The organism is Corynebacterium doosanense CAU 212 = DSM 45436 (genome assembly GCF_000767055.1).
GTDB lineage: Bacteria > Actinomycetota > Actinomycetes > Mycobacteriales > Mycobacteriaceae > Corynebacterium > Corynebacterium doosanense.
The window spans coordinates 1,256,589-1,273,067 of the sequence record NZ_CP006764.1 but is presented as its reverse complement, the minus strand read 5'-3'; the positions used below and the strand labels follow the sequence as shown (position 1 = coordinate 1,273,067).

Annotated in this window: 14 protein-coding genes; 1 reads left to right on the top strand and 13 read right to left on the bottom strand. The window is 69.3% G+C overall.

Annotation, left to right across the window (positions count from 1 at the left end):
- Positions 1-43 precede the first annotated feature (43 nt).
- Positions 44-1,162 carry an isochorismate synthase gene (locus tag CDOO_RS06245; RefSeq protein WP_018022552.1) on the top strand — a complete coding sequence of 373 codons (1,119 nt, stop codon included), beginning with the start codon at positions 44-46 and terminating at the stop codon, positions 1,160-1,162.
- On the opposite strand, the gene CDOO_RS06240 is transcribed toward CDOO_RS06245, so the two are convergent.
- From CDOO_RS06240 to CDOO_RS06180, 13 genes are all read right to left on the bottom strand, one after another.
- Positions 1,159-1,644 (bottom strand): class I SAM-dependent methyltransferase, encoded by a 486-nt coding sequence (locus tag CDOO_RS06240; protein WP_425389150.1) that lies wholly within the window; start codon positions 1,642-1,644, stop codon positions 1,159-1,161. The genes CDOO_RS06245 and CDOO_RS06240 overlap by 4 nt on opposite strands.
- Positions 1,645-1,729: 85 nt before the next feature.
- On the bottom strand, positions 1,730-2,536 hold the full coding sequence (locus CDOO_RS06235; protein WP_018022554.1) for a fumarylacetoacetate hydrolase family protein: 807 nt from the start codon (positions 2,534-2,536) through the stop codon (positions 1,730-1,732).
- Positions 2,537-2,581: 45 nt separating this feature from the next.
- Positions 2,582-3,202 carry an exonuclease domain-containing protein gene (locus CDOO_RS06230; RefSeq protein ID WP_018022555.1) on the bottom strand — a complete coding sequence of 207 codons (621 nt, stop codon included), beginning with the start codon at positions 3,200-3,202 and terminating at the stop codon, positions 2,582-2,584.
- On the bottom strand, positions 3,202-5,055 hold the full coding sequence (locus CDOO_RS06225; protein ID WP_018022556.1) for a DUF294 nucleotidyltransferase-like domain-containing protein: 1,854 nt from the start codon (positions 5,053-5,055) through the stop codon (positions 3,202-3,204). Before CDOO_RS06225 ends, CDOO_RS06230 begins: the two co-directional genes overlap by 1 nt.
- 55 nt (positions 5,056-5,110) lie before the next feature.
- The gene (locus CDOO_RS06220) at positions 5,111-6,646 is read right to left on the bottom strand and encodes a hypothetical protein (protein WP_020384664.1); all 1,536 of its coding nucleotides are present in this window, start codon (positions 6,644-6,646) and stop codon (positions 5,111-5,113) included.
- Positions 6,647-6,852: 206 nt separating this feature from the next.
- Positions 6,853-7,872 carry a 3-isopropylmalate dehydrogenase gene (locus tag CDOO_RS06215; RefSeq protein WP_018022558.1) on the bottom strand — a complete coding sequence of 340 codons (1,020 nt, stop codon included), beginning with the start codon at positions 7,870-7,872 and terminating at the stop codon, positions 6,853-6,855.
- 52 nt (positions 7,873-7,924) lie between these two features.
- Complete coding sequence (locus tag CDOO_RS06210) at positions 7,925-8,428, bottom strand: flavin reductase family protein (RefSeq protein ID WP_018022559.1); 504 nt, start codon at positions 8,426-8,428, stop codon at positions 7,925-7,927.
- Between the two features lie 118 nt (positions 8,429-8,546).
- Positions 8,547-8,726 carry a YbdD/YjiX family protein gene (locus tag CDOO_RS06205; protein WP_018022560.1) on the bottom strand — a complete coding sequence of 60 codons (180 nt, stop codon included), beginning with the start codon at positions 8,724-8,726 and terminating at the stop codon, positions 8,547-8,549.
- Positions 8,726-11,008, bottom strand: a complete 2,283-nt coding sequence (locus tag CDOO_RS06200) for a carbon starvation CstA family protein (RefSeq protein WP_018022561.1) — start codon at positions 11,006-11,008, stop codon at positions 8,726-8,728. The genes CDOO_RS06205 and CDOO_RS06200 overlap by 1 nt, the downstream gene beginning before the upstream one ends.
- Before the next feature lie 180 nt (positions 11,009-11,188).
- Positions 11,189-12,772, bottom strand: coding sequence for a phosphoglycerate dehydrogenase (gene serA, locus CDOO_RS06195; protein WP_018022562.1), 1,584 nt, complete (start codon positions 12,770-12,772; stop codon positions 11,189-11,191).
- A 74-nt stretch (positions 12,773-12,846) separates the two neighbouring features.
- Positions 12,847-13,764: a hypothetical protein gene (locus CDOO_RS06190; RefSeq protein WP_018022563.1), complete on the bottom strand. Its 918-nt coding sequence runs from the start codon at positions 13,762-13,764 to the stop codon at positions 12,847-12,849.
- Positions 13,748-15,532 (bottom strand): DUF262 domain-containing protein, encoded by a 1,785-nt coding sequence (locus CDOO_RS06185; RefSeq protein WP_018022564.1) that lies wholly within the window; start codon positions 15,530-15,532, stop codon positions 13,748-13,750. Before CDOO_RS06185 ends, CDOO_RS06190 begins: the two co-directional genes overlap by 17 nt.
- A gap of 18 nt (positions 15,533-15,550) precedes the next feature.
- Complete coding sequence (locus CDOO_RS06180; protein ID WP_018022565.1) at positions 15,551-16,456, bottom strand: cation diffusion facilitator family transporter; 906 nt, start codon at positions 16,454-16,456, stop codon at positions 15,551-15,553.
- Positions 16,457-16,479 lie beyond the last annotated feature (23 nt).

The following is a 16,479-nucleotide window of genomic DNA, read 5'->3' as shown; positions in this document are numbered from 1 at the left end:
GTAGCGTTTGGCAGCGCGTCAACCGCCAGTAGACTGTTCATCCATGTCCGCCAGCCAGCACCGCCCCGCCAGCGCTCCCGACTTCCTGTTGTCGCGCGCCACGGGTTCCGTGCGCACCCAGGGTTCGCTGGCCACCTACACCGACCCCTGGGAGGCCGCCGACGCGCTGCGCTCCGGGGCGGTCCCCATGGTCGTGGGTGCGCTGCCCTTCGAACGCGCGGCGCCGGCGGCCCTGACCGTGCCCGAGAAGATCCTCCGCGAGGACGGTCCGCTCGAACCGCACAGCTACTACCGCTTCGGCGAGGGCGCCCGCCTCAGCGCGAGCATCGACAGCCTCGACCCGGAGGAGCTCGAGCATCTCCGGCGCATCGAGGCAGCGATCGAGACCATCCGCCACTCCAAGCTGGACAAGGTGGTGCTTGCCCGGGCCGTCGACATCTCCTTTGACCCCCCGGTGGATGCCCGCCTCGTGGCCGCCCGGCTCATCGACCGCTCCACCCACCGCGACGGGTTCATCGCCGACCTCTCCCCCGCCGGGAGTCAAGGCCACATGCTTGTCGGATCGTCACCGGAGGTGTTGGTGAAACGGCAGGGTTCCACCGTCACCGCCTATCCCCTGGCCGGCTCCGCTGCCCGCCACCGGGATCCGCGCAGCGACGAGGCCGTGGGCCAGGCCCTCTTCCACTCCGAGAAGGACCTCGCCGAGCACCGCTTTGTCGTCGACCACCTTCGCTCGGCTCTCGCGCCGCTGTGCAGCTCCCTGGACGCCCCGGCCCACCCGGAGCTCACGCAGACCGCCGAGATGTGGCACCTTGCTACCCCGATCGTCGGCCAACTGAGCAACCCGTCGACCTCCGCCCTGGATCTGGCTCTGCGGGTCTACCCCACCCCGGCGGTGTGCGGCACGCCCACCGATGCCGCCGAGGCCCTCATCCAGACCGCCGAGACGGACCGCGGGTTCTACGGGGGTGCCGTCGGCTGGTGCGACCGTCACGGCGACGGCGAATACATGGTGGCCATCCGCTGTGCCGAGGTCTCCGGAGACGGAACCACCGCCCGCGCGTGGGCGGGCGGTGGCATTGTCGAGCAGTCCGACGCGGAGGAGGAGCTGGCAGAGACGACCGCCAAGCTGCGGACGATCCTGCGCTCGCTGGATCTCTAGCGCGGAGCCTCAGCCACGAGCACCACGTCGTCGGTGTGGTGCGCGCCCGCGCCCGAGGTGACGTGGCGCTGGGACTGCTTGAGCTCCATCACGGTGAGCCGGGTGAGCAGCTCGGCCGCGTCGCGCGGGCCGAGAATGCCTTTGCTCTCGGTGGGCTCGAAGTCGTGGTGCACGAGCAGCAGCGTGCCGCCGGGAGCGACGAGCTCCTCCAGCTGTGAGATCGCCGAGGCGTCGGTGAAGGGGACGTAGGAGCAGCAGACCAGGTCGAACGTCCGGCCCGACAGCGCGGAAGCTTCCCCACTGATCGCCTCGACGGTGAGGTCGTGCTCAGCTGCCAGCGCCCGCATCCGCCCGATGGCGGTGTCTGAGGGATCGACCGCCGTGACGGTCCAGCCGTTCGCCGCCAGCCAGACCGCGTCAGCGCCTTCTCCGCAGCCCACGTCGACCGCAGTAGCCGGGTTCAGGCCCGAAACCTCGCGCACCAGCGCGTCGTTGGGGTTGCCCGACCACTGCACTCCGGAGGCGTAGACACCCTCGAAGTCGTCTGGCAGGTGGTGGTGCGGGTGGTTATGCCCGCTCAACCGGGTTCTCCAGGGTGCCGATTCCGTCGATCTCGATGGCGATGGAGTCGCCGGGGAACATCGCAGCGGTGCCCGCCGGGGAGCCGGTGCAGATGACGTCGCCGGGCAGCAGGGTCATGGAGGCGGTGATGAACTCGAGGATCTCACCCATCTTCATGATCATCTGGTCCGAGTTCGAGTCCTGCTTGGTATCCGTCACGCCCTCATGGGTGAGGTGGGCCTTGATGGGCAGGTTGTCCAGGTCGAAGGATTCCAGGTCGGTCTCGATCCACGGGCCGAGCGGGCAAAAGGTGTCGATGCCCTTGGCACGCGACCACTGGCCGTCGGCGAACTGGAGGTCGCGGGAAGAGACGTCGTTGACGATGGTGAAACCACGCACGACGGACTTCCAGTTCGCGGCCTTGACGTTCTTGCAGGGCTGGCCGATGACGACGGCCAGCTCGCCCTCGAACTCGACCTTGGTGGCGAAGTCGGGGATCTTGATGGGGGCGCCGGGGCCGGTGACGGCGGTCGGCGGCTTGAGGAAGAGCGTCGGGGGCAGTGATTCCGCGGACTGCTTGAACACCTCGGCGACGTGGTCGGCGTAGTTGCGGCCGATGGCGACGACCTTGCTGGGCAGCGTCGGGGCGAGCAGACGGACGTCGGAAAGCGGCCATTGCTTACCTGTGAATTCCGGGTCGGTGTAGGGGGTTCCCGCGATCTGCTTGGCGGTGAGGTTGGCGTGGTCCGTGCCCTGGCCGTCGATGACGGCGAAGGTCAGGCCTTCGGGAGTGGCAATTCGTGCAAAGCGCATGACGGACAGCCTAGTATCTTCCCGCGCCGGCCCGGAGGTCGAGGCTCAGTAACGTAGGTCACGCAGGGTGGTGGCCCGGATGACCGTCTGCTGCGCCAGGTACAGCTCCGCGCAGGCCAGCGCGTCGGAGAGCGCGTTGTGGCTGCGGTACGCGGGCAGCCCGTAACGCTCCCGGACACGCGGCAGGCGCAGGTCCTCGCCCCGGGGATAGGTGGCCATGCGCTCCATGTGTCGTCGCTCAATGGCGAACGTATCGACGGCAGGCAGCGCCACCGTCTCGCCCCGCACCCGTTTGTGCAACGCGGCGAGAAAGGTCTGCTCCATGGTGGCGTAGTGGGTGAGCATCATCCGTCCGGACAGGGCCGCGAGAAAACGCTCGAGGGCCTCCGCGTCCTCCACGCCGGCGGCGAGATCGTCGTCGGTGAGGTGGTGGATGGTCGCGGAGTTGCCCACGCTGACCCCGGGCCGTCCCCGCAGCACCACGTGGCCGGCCCCGCCGAGTTCAATGCGGTTGCAGGTCACCGGCACCCAGCCGATGGACAGCAGGTGATCCTTGCCCGCATCGAGACCGGTGGTCTCCACGTCGACGGCGAGCAGGTGCGCCTGCGCGAGCGGTGTCTTCCAGTCCGGGGTCCCGGCCGGTGTTCTCGGGCGGCGGGGCCACATCAGATGCTGCGAACGGGGTGGGCGGAGGACAGCGCGGTCTGCATCTTCTTGATGATCTGGAAGGCGTCCCGCAGGTTCTCCCGGTTGCTCGTGGTCAGCTGCGCGGGGTCGATGTGGTAGTCGGGTGCGTTGCCCGCCCGCAGCTGCTGCGCCTGGTAGCGGTGGGTCAACGCCGAGAGGAAGTCGAAGGCGTCGAGGAGATTCTCCGCGCCCTGCGGAGAGAGGGAGTGCCCGGCGGAGAGCTCGAAGCGCTCGCGGGTGCCCACGGCCGTCACCCCGGCCTTGATGGCGTAGAGCCGCGCCATCTGCACCAGCGCGGCGGTGCCGCCCTTCTTCACGTCCAGGGTGTCGGCGTACTCGCCGTTCTTCTCCACCACGAAGCCGCGGAAGAATCCCAGCGGCGGTTCGCGGCGCGAGGCGAGCGCGGCCAGGTGCGCGTGCAGCCGGGGCGCGCCCGCGGCGAGTTCCACGGCCGCGGCGTGTACGTCCTCGGCGAGCTCGGGGGCGCCGGCGAGGGCACGCATGTCGAAGTAGATCTGCGCGTTGAGCAGCGCGTCCGGTTGCGGCGCCATGATCCAGCGGTGGAACGTGTCCATCCACTCGCTCCGGGTCATGCGCCACTCCGGGTTCATGGCCATCATGCCGCCGGGGCAGACGACCTGGCCGGCGCGGTCCAGACCGGTGCACACAAACGTCGATAAGCGTTCGAAATAGTCGCCGTGGCTGGCCTCGTCGTAGTCGTCGGCGAGGATGAGGGCGTTGTCCTGGTCCGAGGCCGGGCCCATCTCGCGGCGGCCCTGCGAACCCACGGCGACGAAGGCGTACTCCACCGGGGTGGGTCCCGCGGACTCCTCGAACAGCGTAATCAGCCGCCGGACCAGGGCGTCGCCCACCGTGGTGAGCACCTGCGCCGACTCCCGGGCGCCCGCGCCGCGGTCGATGAGGCGGATCGCGGTCTCGGCGGCGCGTCGGTACGCGCCCTCCAGCTCCGCCACCCCGCGGCGCGAAAGGTCGGCGGTGAGGAAGATGGGATTGGCCTTGAGCAGTCGCGACAGGTCACCCGAGGACACCACGCCGACCGTGCGCCCCTCCTCGACCACGGGCAGGTGGTGCACGCCGAGCTCGCTCATGAGCAGAATGGCCTCGAAGGCGAGCGCGTCGGGCGAGATGGTGACGGGGTCGGGGGTCATCACCTCGGCCACCGGCCGCGCGGGGTCGACTCCCCCGGCCACGACCCGTCCCCGCAGGTCCTTGTCGGTGAGGATCCCCGCGAGCACACCCCCGGAGGTGACGATCAGGCTGGAGACGTTGCCGTCGATCATCGCGCGGGCCGCGTCGCGTATCGACGTCGCCGCGTCCGTCTGCACGGCCCCCCGGTCGCCCATCATCTCCCTCACCCCAGTGGCCAGCACGTCCTGGGCGGGGTCACTGCGCAGCTCGGCGGCGGCGCGGGAGATGCGCAGGGAGAGCGAGGAGTAGAAGCGGTCGATGTCCGGGTGTTTCTCCGCCAGCGCAGCGAACGCCTCGCGGGGCATCACCAGGAGCAGGGTGTCCTCCACCGCGGTGACGGTGTAGCGCGACTCCGGCTCCCCCACCAGGGTGGAGTAACCGAAGGTGCGGCCGGCGTCGCGACGATCGAGCAGGATCCCCTCGTCCCCGATCACGTCGACCGCACCCGTGCGGATGACGTGCAGGTTGTCGTTGCGCTGGCCCAGTGAGACGATCTCCTGGCCACGGCGGACGTACTCCATCGTCATCGCGGCGGTCACCTCCGCCAGGGCCTCTTCCGGCAGCCGGGAGAACGGCTCGTGCTGCGCAAGAAAACCACTGACCTCGTCGAGTTCGACACTCATGCACCCAACACTAAAGGCTCCCGCGGGGGTGCGGAAGCCTTTTCGGGTGTGAAATCTACTGGTAGGAAACGAACCAAGGGCGCGGGTCGACCTCGGTGTAGGTCTGCTCCGGGGAGAAGGTCGGGGTGTCCTCGTCGATGAAGTTCTTCCACGCCATGAACCACTCGCCCACCAGGCCCTGCTGCAGCACGTTCCACGTGCCGAACTTCAGGTCCGGGGTGCCGTGGCCGTCGGCGTGCAGCACAAACGCGAGCTCGGGGTGGGAGGTGTCCACGTTCTCCCGGCCCTCGATCATGCCGGACTGGAACTGGTGCACGATGAACACCTTCTGCGGGAGGTTGTTGTCGGCCGTGAGGTCCGCCAGCCACTGCGACACCTCGTTGACCTCCTCCGCGGTGGTGTTGCCGATGCGCTGCATGGGCATCTCGTCCGGGCCGATCCGCCACTCGGGGTCGATGGCTAGGCCGACGTTAGGCCGCTTAAGCAGCTCCTCGTAGAGTTTCGCCTGATCGAGGAAGGTCGCCCGGCCCGACTGCAGGTCGAGCACGGCGTAACCGCCGGCCTCGGTGATGGCGTCGATGTAGCTGACGTAGTCCTCGACCGGGAACTCGTTGGAGTAGTTGCCGTCGTCACCGGGATCCCCGGAGGCGACGGTGACGATGATCTCGAAGGCCGGGATCACCGGCTGCTCCTCCAGCGGCTGGTACTGCGCGACCAGCTCCTCGACCCGCGCGGCGGCCTCGGCCGGGGGCTGCTCACCCATGAGGCCGAGCGCCTCGCCCGACGGGTGGCCGTAGAGAGCGACCATGCGCCGGCCCGGGAAGGCCAGTCCGCCGCCGCCCGGGAGCTCGCCGTTGTCCGCCAGGCTGACCACCTCGGCGTAGTGGGCGCTGTCGCCGAACTGCCCGCCGAGGGCGAGGGTGTCGCCGACGGCGGCGAGTTCCATGGACTCCGTGGTGATGCGCGGGTCCGGGTAGTCCAGCAGGTGGACGTCGCCGCCGGCGGCCTTGGCGGTGGCGACGGACGCGGCGGACGATTCCTCGGTGACGAAGATCGGCGGCAGTGCCACCGGGTGGTCCTCTCCCCCGGCGGCCATGCCGGCGACGTCGGCCACGAGCTGCTCGCGGGCGGAGTGTGCCTCGTTCTGCGCCTCATCCGGGGAGGTCTCCAGGTCCACCGCCGTGCCCTGGTCGATGGGGTGCTCCCCCGCGGCGGGATCCTCGTCCGGAGCGGCGGGAGGCGTCTCGACGCCCGTCTCCCCCTCCTGCGCCGGAGCCTGCGCGGCGTCGACGGGGATGTTCTCCACCGTGATGTCCGTGCCCTCGGTGACCAGCCCGGGCACCTCACCCACGGTGACCACGGTGTCCGCGCCGAGCCGCTCCGCCTCTGCGAGGATCGCGTCGGAGTTCTCACCGGTGAACTCCACCATAGGCACGCTGCGGGAGATCGCCTCCTCGGCCGCGCGGCGCTGGGCGGCGACACTGTCCGCGGAGACCACCAGGGCGTCGGCGGACTCGAAGAAACGGGCCGAGACGTCCAAGCCGCTGCCGTCGGCGTCGGCGATCGCCTCCGGGCCGTGGGTCTCCAGCATGTCGCGGCCGTCGTCGCTCCGCGTCTGGCTCGATCCCTGCGACCCCGATCCCTCGCCGTTATCCGCGCAGGCGGCGAGGGTCAACCCTAGGACAGCGGCCGTGGTCAGGACGGTGAGACGACGAAACTTCAAGGTGGGGACCTCTTTCTGGGAACACTAATGAATCGCGCATAATGCTGGGGTTCAGCCTAACGCACGGCGTCGCCTCACCGGGTGAGGGCTGCGGCGATGCGGTCGCCGACTTCGGTCGTGCGCACCGGCGAGTCTCCCCGGGAGGAGACATCGGCGGCGACGGCCGCCTCGACGCGCGCGGCGTTCTCCTCATCGCCGACGTGGCGCAGCAGCAGGGCGGCGGACAGGATCGCCGCGGAGGGATCGGCGATCCCCTGGCCGGCGATGTCCGGCGCCGATCCGTGGACCGGCTCGAACATCGACGGGTTGGCGCGGGTCGCGTCGATGTTGCCGGAGGCGGCCAGGCCGATGCCGCCGGTGACCGCGCCCGCGAGGTCGGTGAGGATGTCGCCGAAGAGGTTGTCAGTGACGATGACGTCGTAACGCGCGGGATCGGTGACCATGTAGATGGTGGCGGCGTCGATGTGGTGGTAGTCGACGGTGACCTCGGGGTATTCCGCGGCCACGTCGTTGACGGTGCGCTGCCACAGGTCACCGGCGTTGACCAGGACGTTGGTCTTGTGCACCAGGGTGACGTGTTTCCGGCGGCCCATCGCACGTTCGAAGGCGTCGCGCACGACCCGTTCTGCGCCGTAGCGGGTGTTCTGGGAGACCTCGGAGGCCACCTCGTGGGCGGTGCCCTTGCGCAGGGTTCCGCCATTGCCGGCGTAAAGACCCTCGGTGCCCTCGCGGACGACCACGAAGTCGATCTCGCCGGGGTTCGCCAGCGGCGAGGTGGACGAAGGGTAGAGCTTGGCCGGGCGCAGGTTGACGTGGTGGTCGAGGGCGAAACGCAGCTTGAGCAGGAGCTCGCGCTCGAGGATCCCGGGCGCGACGCGGCCGGGAGCACCGATGGCGCCGAGAAGGATGGCGTCGAAGCTCTTCAGCGACTCCAGGTCCTCGTCGGTGAGGATGTCCCCGGTCTCGAGGTAGCGGTCCGCGCCGAGGTTGAACTCGGTGGTGTCGATGTCGTCGCGCACGGCGCGCAGCACCTTGAGCGCCTCCGCCGTGACCTCCGGGCCGATGCCGTCTCCGCCGATAACTGCAAGTTTCATTGTGTGGGATCCCTTTCTCACCAGATGGACTCCCGCCACTCTAGCAGCGTGCCTAGATCTGGTACTCCACCCGGTCGAAAGCCTGTCCCCGCTTGTACACCAGGGGCCGGGCATCCTCCGTGGTCCCGCAGCTGTCCACCGTCACGGTGAAAATCGTGTGGTCGCCGCCGGGCAGGGCAGCCGTGAGGTGACCGGTGAACCACGCTGCGGCGCCGTCGACAAGCACCACCCCGTCCGTACCGCGCCACTGCTCCACGCCCTGGAAGCGGTCGATGTCCTTTCGCGAGAAGTGCCGGGCGATCCAGGCCTGCCCCTCGGCGAGCACGGAGATGCCCACCGCCGAACCGACGCCGAGGTGCGGCAACGCGGAGGCCTGGTTGCCCACGGACACCATGACCATCGGCGGATCCATGGAGATGGACGCGAAGGAGCTGACGGACATGCCCACGTCATGCCCGTCGACGCTCCGGGTGGTCACGATGGTGATTCCCGAGGGGAACGTCCCCACCACGGTGCGCAGCTCCTGCGCGCTCACCAATGAACCGTTGTCCGACATGCACTGCTCCTTAGAACTACCTGCCCGGCCGTGGTCGTCAATCGGCCGGGACCCTGCTGTTCCCGCACCTTAGCACCGCACGTACCAGTAGAGCCAGACAGCTCGGTCTAAAGGAATGTCAGCAGCACCGCGCGCCCGGATTGGCATCCTGCGTGGCGTACCGGGAGCGCCAGTACTCCCGCTCCGAGGGGGCTTCGCGCTCCGGATGATGCCGGCTCAGGTGCGCCACATAGCGCGCGTAGTCGTTGTCCCCCATCAGTTCGCGCACGTACCAACCCAGGGTCCGCAGCACCTTCATCAGTGACCCGAACCCGTGGCCGAGATCGAGTACTGCGCCATGACCTCTTTCTCGCGCCTGGTCGTGCCCATGCCCGCGGGGACAAAGAGGGTCGACGGCCGATCAGGCTCCTCACTTGTCTCCGGGATCTCACCCGCGGAGCGCTGGCGGATCACCCGCACACACGCGGCCACCGCCGCCGCGACGACGATGAGCACCAGCACGGCGAACATGATGGACAGCACGCCCTGGATCATGGTGTTGCGCACCACCGCGTCGATGGCCTCCGGGGTCTTCGCGTTGCCGAACTCCTGCAGCCCCTGGGCCTGCGCGTCCTTGAAACGGGCGTGCTGCGCCCAGTAGCCAATCGACGGGTTGGAGTGGAAGATCTTCTGCCAGGAGGCCGTCATGGTGACCGCGAGGTCCCACACCAGCGGGAGGCCCGGGATCCACGCCCACTTGTACAGGCCCTGCTTCACCACGACCACCAGGACCAGCGCCAACGCCATGGCGGCGAGCAGCTGGTTGGCGATGCCGAAGAGAGGGAACAGGACGTTGATGCCGCCCAGCGGGTCGGTCACGCCCATGATGAGGATCGCTCCCCACAACGCACAGACCACCAGGGTGGAGATCCACGTACCCAGCGTCCAGCTGGGGTCGCGGAACTTCTTCATACCGGGGATGTTCGCCAGGGTGTCGGTCATCATGAACCGGGCCACGCGGGTGCCGGCGTCGACCGTGGTGAGAATGAACAGCGCCTCAAACATGATGGCGAAGTGATACCAGAACGCCTGCAGCGAGGAGCTGCGGAAGATGCTGGTCATGATCTCGCTCATGCCGTAGGCCAGGGTCGGTGCGCCACCTGTGCGGGAGACCACGGTGGACTCGCCGATCGACGCCGCCGCGGCGTCGAGCTCGGCCGCGGTGACCGGCTCGCCCGGCAGGTTGAGCGTAGCGACGAAGTCCGCCGCCCCCTGTGAGGTGCCGCCGGTCAGCGCAACCGGGGCGTTCATGGCGAAGTACATGTGGCGGTCGATGACCACCGCGGTGATCAGGGCCATGACGGCGACGAAGGACTCCATGAGCATGCCGCCGTAGCCGATGGCCCGCATGTGGGATTCCTTCTCGATGAGCTTGGGTGTCGTGCCGGACGCGATGAGCGCGTGGAATCCGGAGAGCGCGCCGCAGGCGATGGTGATGAAGAGGAACGGGAACAGGCTGCCGGCGAAGACCGGGCCGTTGCCCGCGGAGGCGAAGGAGGTCACCGCGGGCATCTGGATGTCTGGGCGCTCGATGAGGATCGCCACCGCCAGCAGGGCGATGACGCCGATCTTCATGAACGTGGACAGGTAGTCGCGCGGGGCGAGCAGCAGCCACACGGGCAGGATCGCGGCGACGATACCGTAGCCGATGATGGCCAGCGCCAGGGCCTCCTTGGACCAGGTGAACAGATCGGCGCCGAGCTCGGTCTCGGCGACCCAGCCACCACCGATGATCGCGGCGAGCAGCAGCACCACGCCGATGACGGAGACCTCACTCACCCGGCCCGGGCGGAGGTAACGCAGGTAGACACCCATGAACATGGCGATGGGGATGGTCATGGTGATGGAGAAGACACCCCAGGGGCTCTCCGCCAGCGCGTTGACGATGATGAGCGCGAGCACGGCGATGATGATCACCATGATGGCGATGGTGGCGAAGATGCCGGCCGAGCCACCGACGAGGCCGACCTCGTCGCGGATCATCTGGCCCAGGGAACGGCCCCGGCGGCGGGTGGACACCCAGAGCACGAGGTAGTCCTGGACCGCGCCGGCGAAGATGACGCCGAGGACGATCCACAGGGTGCCGGGGAGGTAACCCATCTGCGCGGCCATGACCGGTCCGACGAGCGGGCCGGCGCCGGCGATGGCGGCGAAGTGGTGGCCGAAGAGCACCCGGCGGTCGGTGGGCACGAAGTCCCTGCCGTCGTCGACGTACTCCGCCGGGGTGGCCCGCGTGTTGCGGGGTTTGACCACCTTGTACTGGATGAGCCGGGCGTAGAGGGTGAAGCCGACGATGTAGGAGCCGACCGCGGCGAAGACCAGCCACACCGAGCTGATCGTCTCCCCACGACCGAGGGCGATGGCCGCCCAGCCCACCGCGGCGATGATCGCGGCCGCGGCGAGGAAGATCTTCTCGCCCGTGCCGATCAGACGTTCCGGGGTGACGGCCACGGGGTGTTTCCGCCCGTCCACCTCGCTGAAGACGACGTCGGTGCTGCCGTCGCCGCCCGGGTTCGGGTCCTGGGATAGTGCAGTACTCATGCTCGCTCCACGATCACGCGGCCCGTGTAGACGTCCGCGGTGCTGGCGGCCGCACCCCCGCGGGAGGCGGCCACAATCGCCGGGGTTCGGCGATCTTCCTCACACCCAAGCACGAGAGGACCCTCGCCGGAAAGTTCTGGGCCCAAAAAGATTCACCCCGCCACCCCCGGCTCAGGCGACTCAGTCCAGATCGATCTGGAACGCCTCCGCGTCGAGCTCCACGGCGATGGCGTTGACCACGTTGTCCGGGACCTCGGACTCGACGCGGAGGATGAGGATCGCACCCTCGCCGTCGGCAGTCTGCGAGAGCGCGGCGGCGTCGATGTTGATGCCGGCGTCGCCCACACGGGAACCGGCCTTACCCAGGGCGCCCGGCACGTCGGAGTAGCGCAGGAAGAGGTTGCGGCCGGAGGCGCGCAGGTCCAGGCCACGCTCGTTGATGCGCACGATCTTCTCCACCCGGTCCAGGCCGGTGAGTGCGCCGGTGACGGACGCGCTCTGGCCGTCCGCGGAGACCACGCACACCTCGAGCACCGAGCGGTGGGAGACGGACTCGGTGGCGGTGGTGACCGAGTAGTTCAGGCCACGCTCCTCGGCGATGGTCGGGGCGTTGACGAAGGTCACGGCGTCCTCGGTGATGCCGGAGAAGAGGCCACGCACGGCGGCGAGGGCGAGCACGTCGACGTCCTCGGAGGAGAGCTCACCGCGGGCGGTGACCTCCAGGGAGACCGGGGCGCCGCCGAGCAGCTTGCCCGCGATGAGGCCGAGCTTGCGGGAGAGGTCGAGCCAGGCGGAGACCTCTTCGCCGACGCGGCCGCCGGAGACGTTGACGGCGTCGGCGACGAACTCGCCGCTCAGTGCCTTGAGCACGGAGTCGGCGACGTCGGTGCCGGCGCGGTCCTGGGCCTCGACCGTGCTGGCGCCGAGGTGCGGGGTCACCACGACCTCGTCGAGCTCGAACAGCGGCGAGTCGGTGCAGGGCTCGGTGGCGTAGACGTCGAAGCCGGCGCCGCGGATGTGGCCGGAGCGGATGGCGTCGGCCAGGGCCTGCTCGTCCACCAGGCCGCCGCGGGCGGCGTTGATGATGATCTGCCCCTTCTTCGACTTGGCCATCAGCTCGGCGTCGAACATGCCGGCCGTCTCCTTGGTCTTGGGCAGGTGGATGGTGACGAAGTCGGCGCGTGCCATGAGCTCGTCCAGCTCCACGAGCTCCACGCCCATCTGGGCCGCGCGAGCCGGGTTGGCGTAGGGGTCGTAGGCGATGATGGTCGTCTCGAAGGCCGCCAGGCGCTGGGCGAAGAGCTGACCGATGTGGCCGAACCCGACGATGCCGATGGTCTTGCCGAAGATCTCGACGCCCGAGAACTGCGAGCGCTTCCACTCGGCCTGGCGCAGGGTCTTGTCCGCGGCGGGGATCTGGCGCGCGGTGGCCAGCAGCAGGGCGATGGCCTGCTCACAGGCGGAATGGATGTTCGAGGTCGGGGCGTTGACCACCATGACACCCTGCCGGGTGGCGGCGTCGATGTCGACGTTGTCGAGGCCCACGCCCGCGCGTCCGACGATGGTGAGCTTCGGCGCGGCGGCCAGGACCTCGGCATCGACGGTGGTGGCGGAGCGCACGAGCAGCGCGTCAGCCTCGGGAACGGCGGCGAGCAGCTCTTCGCGGTTCGGCCCATCGACCCACCTGACCTCCACCGACGAACCGAGTGCGTCCACCGTGGATTGGGCCAGCTTGTCGGCGATGAGAACGACGGGTTTGCTCACTATGGTTCAGCTCCTGGTGCAGTACGGACGTGACAGGTTTCTATCCAACCATAGGTGAGCCGGAAAATCGCGCACTATCCGGTGCTTTTCTCCTCCGCCTCCCGGATCGCGGCCGCCAGTTCCTCCTCCGTTCCGAACTGCCTGCCCAGCGCGAGCAGCGGCTGATCCGCGAGCCCGATCATCGCGGCCAGGGCGGTGTCGGAGGTGCGCGGGTCGGGATCGTCGAGAAAGGTCACCTCGGCGCCGTAGGCCCGTGCGTTGGCCACGGCGGCGACGGGGCTGGCGGCGGAGGCCACGGTGACGGGCGAATTGAGGCCGTCGCGACGCGTCTGGATCGGCAACGCCGGCACGTCGGCGTCCGTCTCCACCGGGTGGGTGGCCCACCGCGGCACGAGCACGACCGGGGTGACGCCGTCCAGCGCAGCCACGGCCGCGGGAAGATCCTCGGGCTTATCGACGGCCCTCTCCTCGAACTTGTGGGCCGTCAGCTTTCCCAGTGCGGTCAGTCCGCCCGGGTCGCGGAACACCGTGGGAACGCCGGAGGACTGGGCGATGCCGACCTCGCCCACGAGCAGCACCCGGCGGGCCTGGAGCCGCTCAATCTCCGAGGTGACCGCGGCGTGGGACTCCGGCGAGTAGACCAGCATGGGGGCATGGGCGAAAACGGCCAGCGACGCGGCCCGGGCCAGGGAATCCGGCGCGGAGTCGCTGACGATGACCGACACCGAGGACTTGAACAGGTTCTCCGAGGTCCACAGCCCGTCGGGGCTGTCCGAGACCACCGGGTGGGACGGGAACAGCGGGTCGACGACGGTGTCCCGGTTGGCCATCCGCATCTCCTCGGCGGAGACGGGGTGGGGTTCGCCGTCGACGAGCGGGACCAGTGTTCGCACCGGCGAGCCCGGCGGGGGGACGTGGACCGGGGCGCAGCCGGCGGCGACGGCCGCCACCAGCACAAGAGCCGGCAGAAGGTGGCTAACCGACGAACGCATTCGGCCCTTCCGCGCCGCCGCGCACGTTGGCGGCGTCCAGGTCACGCTCGGCCGGGTGGCCCATGGCGTACTCCACCATCCCGATGAAACGCTCGCGCCGGTCGGCGAAGAACGCCGCGGCGTCGGAGGCGTGGAGCAGCTCGGCGTCGAGCTCGTGGGTGGCCAGGACCTCGTCGAACTCGTCGTCCTCCATGAGTGACTTGGCCTGCACCCGGATGAGGTAACGGGTGGGGTCGTAACCCTGGAGCACCACCTCGGTGCGTTTGCCCATCGGGGTGCGGTTGAGCACGGAGTCCGCCCACTCGGCGTCGATGCCGTGGGCCTGGCACCAGTCGCGGGGGAAGATGGGTTCGAACCTCGGGCCGAGGTCGGCGACGTTCTCCGCGTCGAAGGGCAGGCCGGTGCGCCAGTCGCGGGCGCCACGGGCCATGAGCAGGGAGTAGATACCCTGCCACACGGCCGATGACTCGCGGACGGACAGCAGGCGGGACTCGGAGAAGGAGCTGGTCTTCACGGTGTGCGGCTCGGGGACGTCGGAGCCGGGGTCCGTGAGCCAGGCCGTGACCTCGGCGACGTCGCGGGAGGAGCGCAGGTCCACGGCGGAGGTGCCGTAGAGCTCGCCGAAGATGCCGCACCAGAACCACCGGTTGAGCCGGTCCGTCGCGTCCGGGGAGGGATCCCCCACCAGCGCGAGGATGGCGGCGAGCGGGATGAGCTGCGCGGTGAAGGGGACCTGCTGCGCGGTGAACATGCGCCGCTCGGCGAGGAACGCCGCGGCCCGGTCGAAACCGGCGAGGATCACGTCGGCGCTGACCCGCCAGTCCTCGAGCGTCAGCGTGAGGATGTCCTCGCGCTGTCCGCCCGTCCGACCCCGGCGGGAGGTGACGTACAGGCTCAGGGCGGTGAAGAACGCGGTGTGGTCGACCCCGCCGAGCACGGGGTGCCGGGCGAGGTGCTCCTCGATCCGGGTGTACTCGCTGGTCAGGGAGAAGTCCGGGTCCTCCGTGCGCCACACGGCGGTGAGCAGCTCGAAGACGTCCATCTGCAGGCCGGCGGAGTTGGCCTGGGCGAAGATCGAGCCGACCCCGGCCCGCGCGGTCTCCCGGCTGAGGCGGATCACGGGCACGTCGTAGGCGGCCAGCGGGGCGACGACGGAGTGGTGGAACGTCTTGATGGCCTCGCGGATCGGCGCGTCGGCGGAGGCCGCCATGTCGAAGAGCAGGTCCGCGCCGGCCTGGCCCAGGAGGGAGTCGACCGGGACACACCCAGCGGCGGCCTCGGCCTCCGGGGTGGTCAGCGGTTGCTCGAGCGAGGGCCCGAAGTGTGAGGTGACCTTGCCGTGCTCGTCGACGGCGAAGACGGCGTCCTCGGGCAGCACATCTCCGGCGACCGCGCGGACGACGTCGACGAAGAACCGGCGGGTGATGCGCTTGGACCGGAAGTCGACGGTGTCCACGAGGCCGGTTCCCTGGAAGCACCGGTAGACGGTGGTCAGGCGCTGTTGCCCGTCGAGAAGCAGCAGTCCGGGGGCCTCCCCCGTTGCCGGGGCGCCGAGGATCGGGCGGGAACCGAAACGGACGGGCTCGTTGCGGGTGTCCAGCGCGAGCAGGGCGCCGATCGGGTAACCGCGCAGCACGGTGACCAGGAGGGAATGGATGCGGTCGATGTCCCACGCGAAGGACCGCTGGAAATCCGGGAGCTGGAGTTCACCCCGGTCGACGCGGGCGAAAAGGTCGGTCAACGAGTAACTGGGCGTGGTGAAAGCCATGGGCCGGAGTCTATCCGCTCAGTGACAGTAGTGCTCATGGGCGTGATGGCCCGGTTCCTCGATCTGGATCGTGGAGTGGTGGATCCCGTGCTCGGACAACATCGCCTGCACCCGGTCGAGGACGGCGGCCTCGGGACCGTATCGCCTGTCGACGACCACGTGGCACGTCGCCAGCGGAGTCGTCCCGTCGGTCGACCAGATGTGCAGGTCGTGGATCTCCCCCACCCCGTCCACCCGCAGCAGCGCCGCGGAAACGGCCCCGGTGTCCACCGACCTGGGGGCTCGCTCCAGCAGCACCTCGGAGGAGTCCCACAGCAGGCGCACCGCGCGGGGCAGGACCATGGCCGCGATGACCAGGGAGGCGACGGCATCGGCGCCGGTCCAGCCCGTGACATGGATGACGCCGGCGGCGACGATGACAAACACCGAGCCGAGCAGGTCGGTGATCACGTGGAGGAAGGCGGCGCGCACGTTGAGGCTGGATTCCTGGTGACGCCAGAGGATGGCCGCCGAGGCCGCGTTGGCGCACAGGCCGACGACCGCGACGACAAACATCAGTCTGCTGTCGATCTCCGTGTGACCCGGGGAGCTGATGCGCACCACGGCCTGGACGGCGATCCACGCGGTGACGGCGATGACAGCGACGGCGTTGACCAGGGCGGCGATCACCTCGACGCGGCGGTGCCCGAAGGTGGCGCGTTCCGTGGCGGCCCGCCTGCCGATCAGCGCCGCGACCGCCGCGAGGATCAGCGCGGTGGAGTCCGAGAGCATGTGCATGGAGTCGGACATCAGCGCCAGCGACCCGGAGAGCACGGCCCCGATCAGCTGGGCGAGGAAGATGCCCACGGTGATGGCCAGCGCGGCGAGCAGCGGGCGCAGCGGGGTGTCCGCCACGGAATGATCGTGGCCGTGATGATCGCTCATGGTCGTTGACCTTATCCCCGCCG

Coding starts and splice junctions, on each gene's coding strand:
- CDOO_RS06245 (WP_018022552.1), top strand. CDS start 44: ATGTCCGCCAGCCAGCACCGCCCCGCCAGCGCTCCCGACTTCCTGTTG.
- CDOO_RS06230 (WP_018022555.1), bottom strand. CDS start 3,202: ATGTGGCCCCGCCGCCCGAGAACACCGGCCGGGACCCCGGACTGGAAG.
- CDOO_RS06205 (WP_018022560.1), bottom strand. CDS start 8,726: ATGAAGGTGCTGCGGACCCTGGGTTGGTACGTGCGCGAACTGATGGGG.
- CDOO_RS06190 (WP_018022563.1), bottom strand. CDS start 13,764: ATGCGTTCGTCGGTTAGCCACCTTCTGCCGGCTCTTGTGCTGGTGGCG.
- CDOO_RS06185 (WP_018022564.1), bottom strand. CDS start 15,532: ATGGCTTTCACCACGCCCAGTTACTCGTTGACCGACCTTTTCGCCCGC.
- CDOO_RS06235 (WP_018022554.1), bottom strand. CDS start 2,536: ATGCGCTTTGCACGAATTGCCACTCCCGAAGGCCTGACCTTCGCCGTC.
- CDOO_RS06220 (WP_020384664.1), bottom strand. CDS start 6,646: ATGCTGGAGACCCACGGCCCGGAGGCGATCGCCGACGCCGACGGCAGC.
- CDOO_RS06225 (WP_018022556.1), bottom strand. CDS start 5,055: ATGAGTGTCGAACTCGACGAGGTCAGTGGTTTTCTTGCGCAGCACGAG.
- CDOO_RS06180 (WP_018022565.1), bottom strand. CDS start 16,456: ATGAGCGATCATCACGGCCACGATCATTCCGTGGCGGACACCCCGCTG.
- CDOO_RS06215 (WP_018022558.1), bottom strand. CDS start 7,872: ATGAAACTTGCAGTTATCGGCGGAGACGGCATCGGCCCGGAGGTCACG.
- CDOO_RS06210 (WP_018022559.1), bottom strand. CDS start 8,428: ATGTCGGACAACGGTTCATTGGTGAGCGCGCAGGAGCTGCGCACCGTG.
- CDOO_RS06200 (WP_018022561.1), bottom strand. CDS start 11,008: ATGAGTACTGCACTATCCCAGGACCCGAACCCGGGCGGCGACGGCAGC.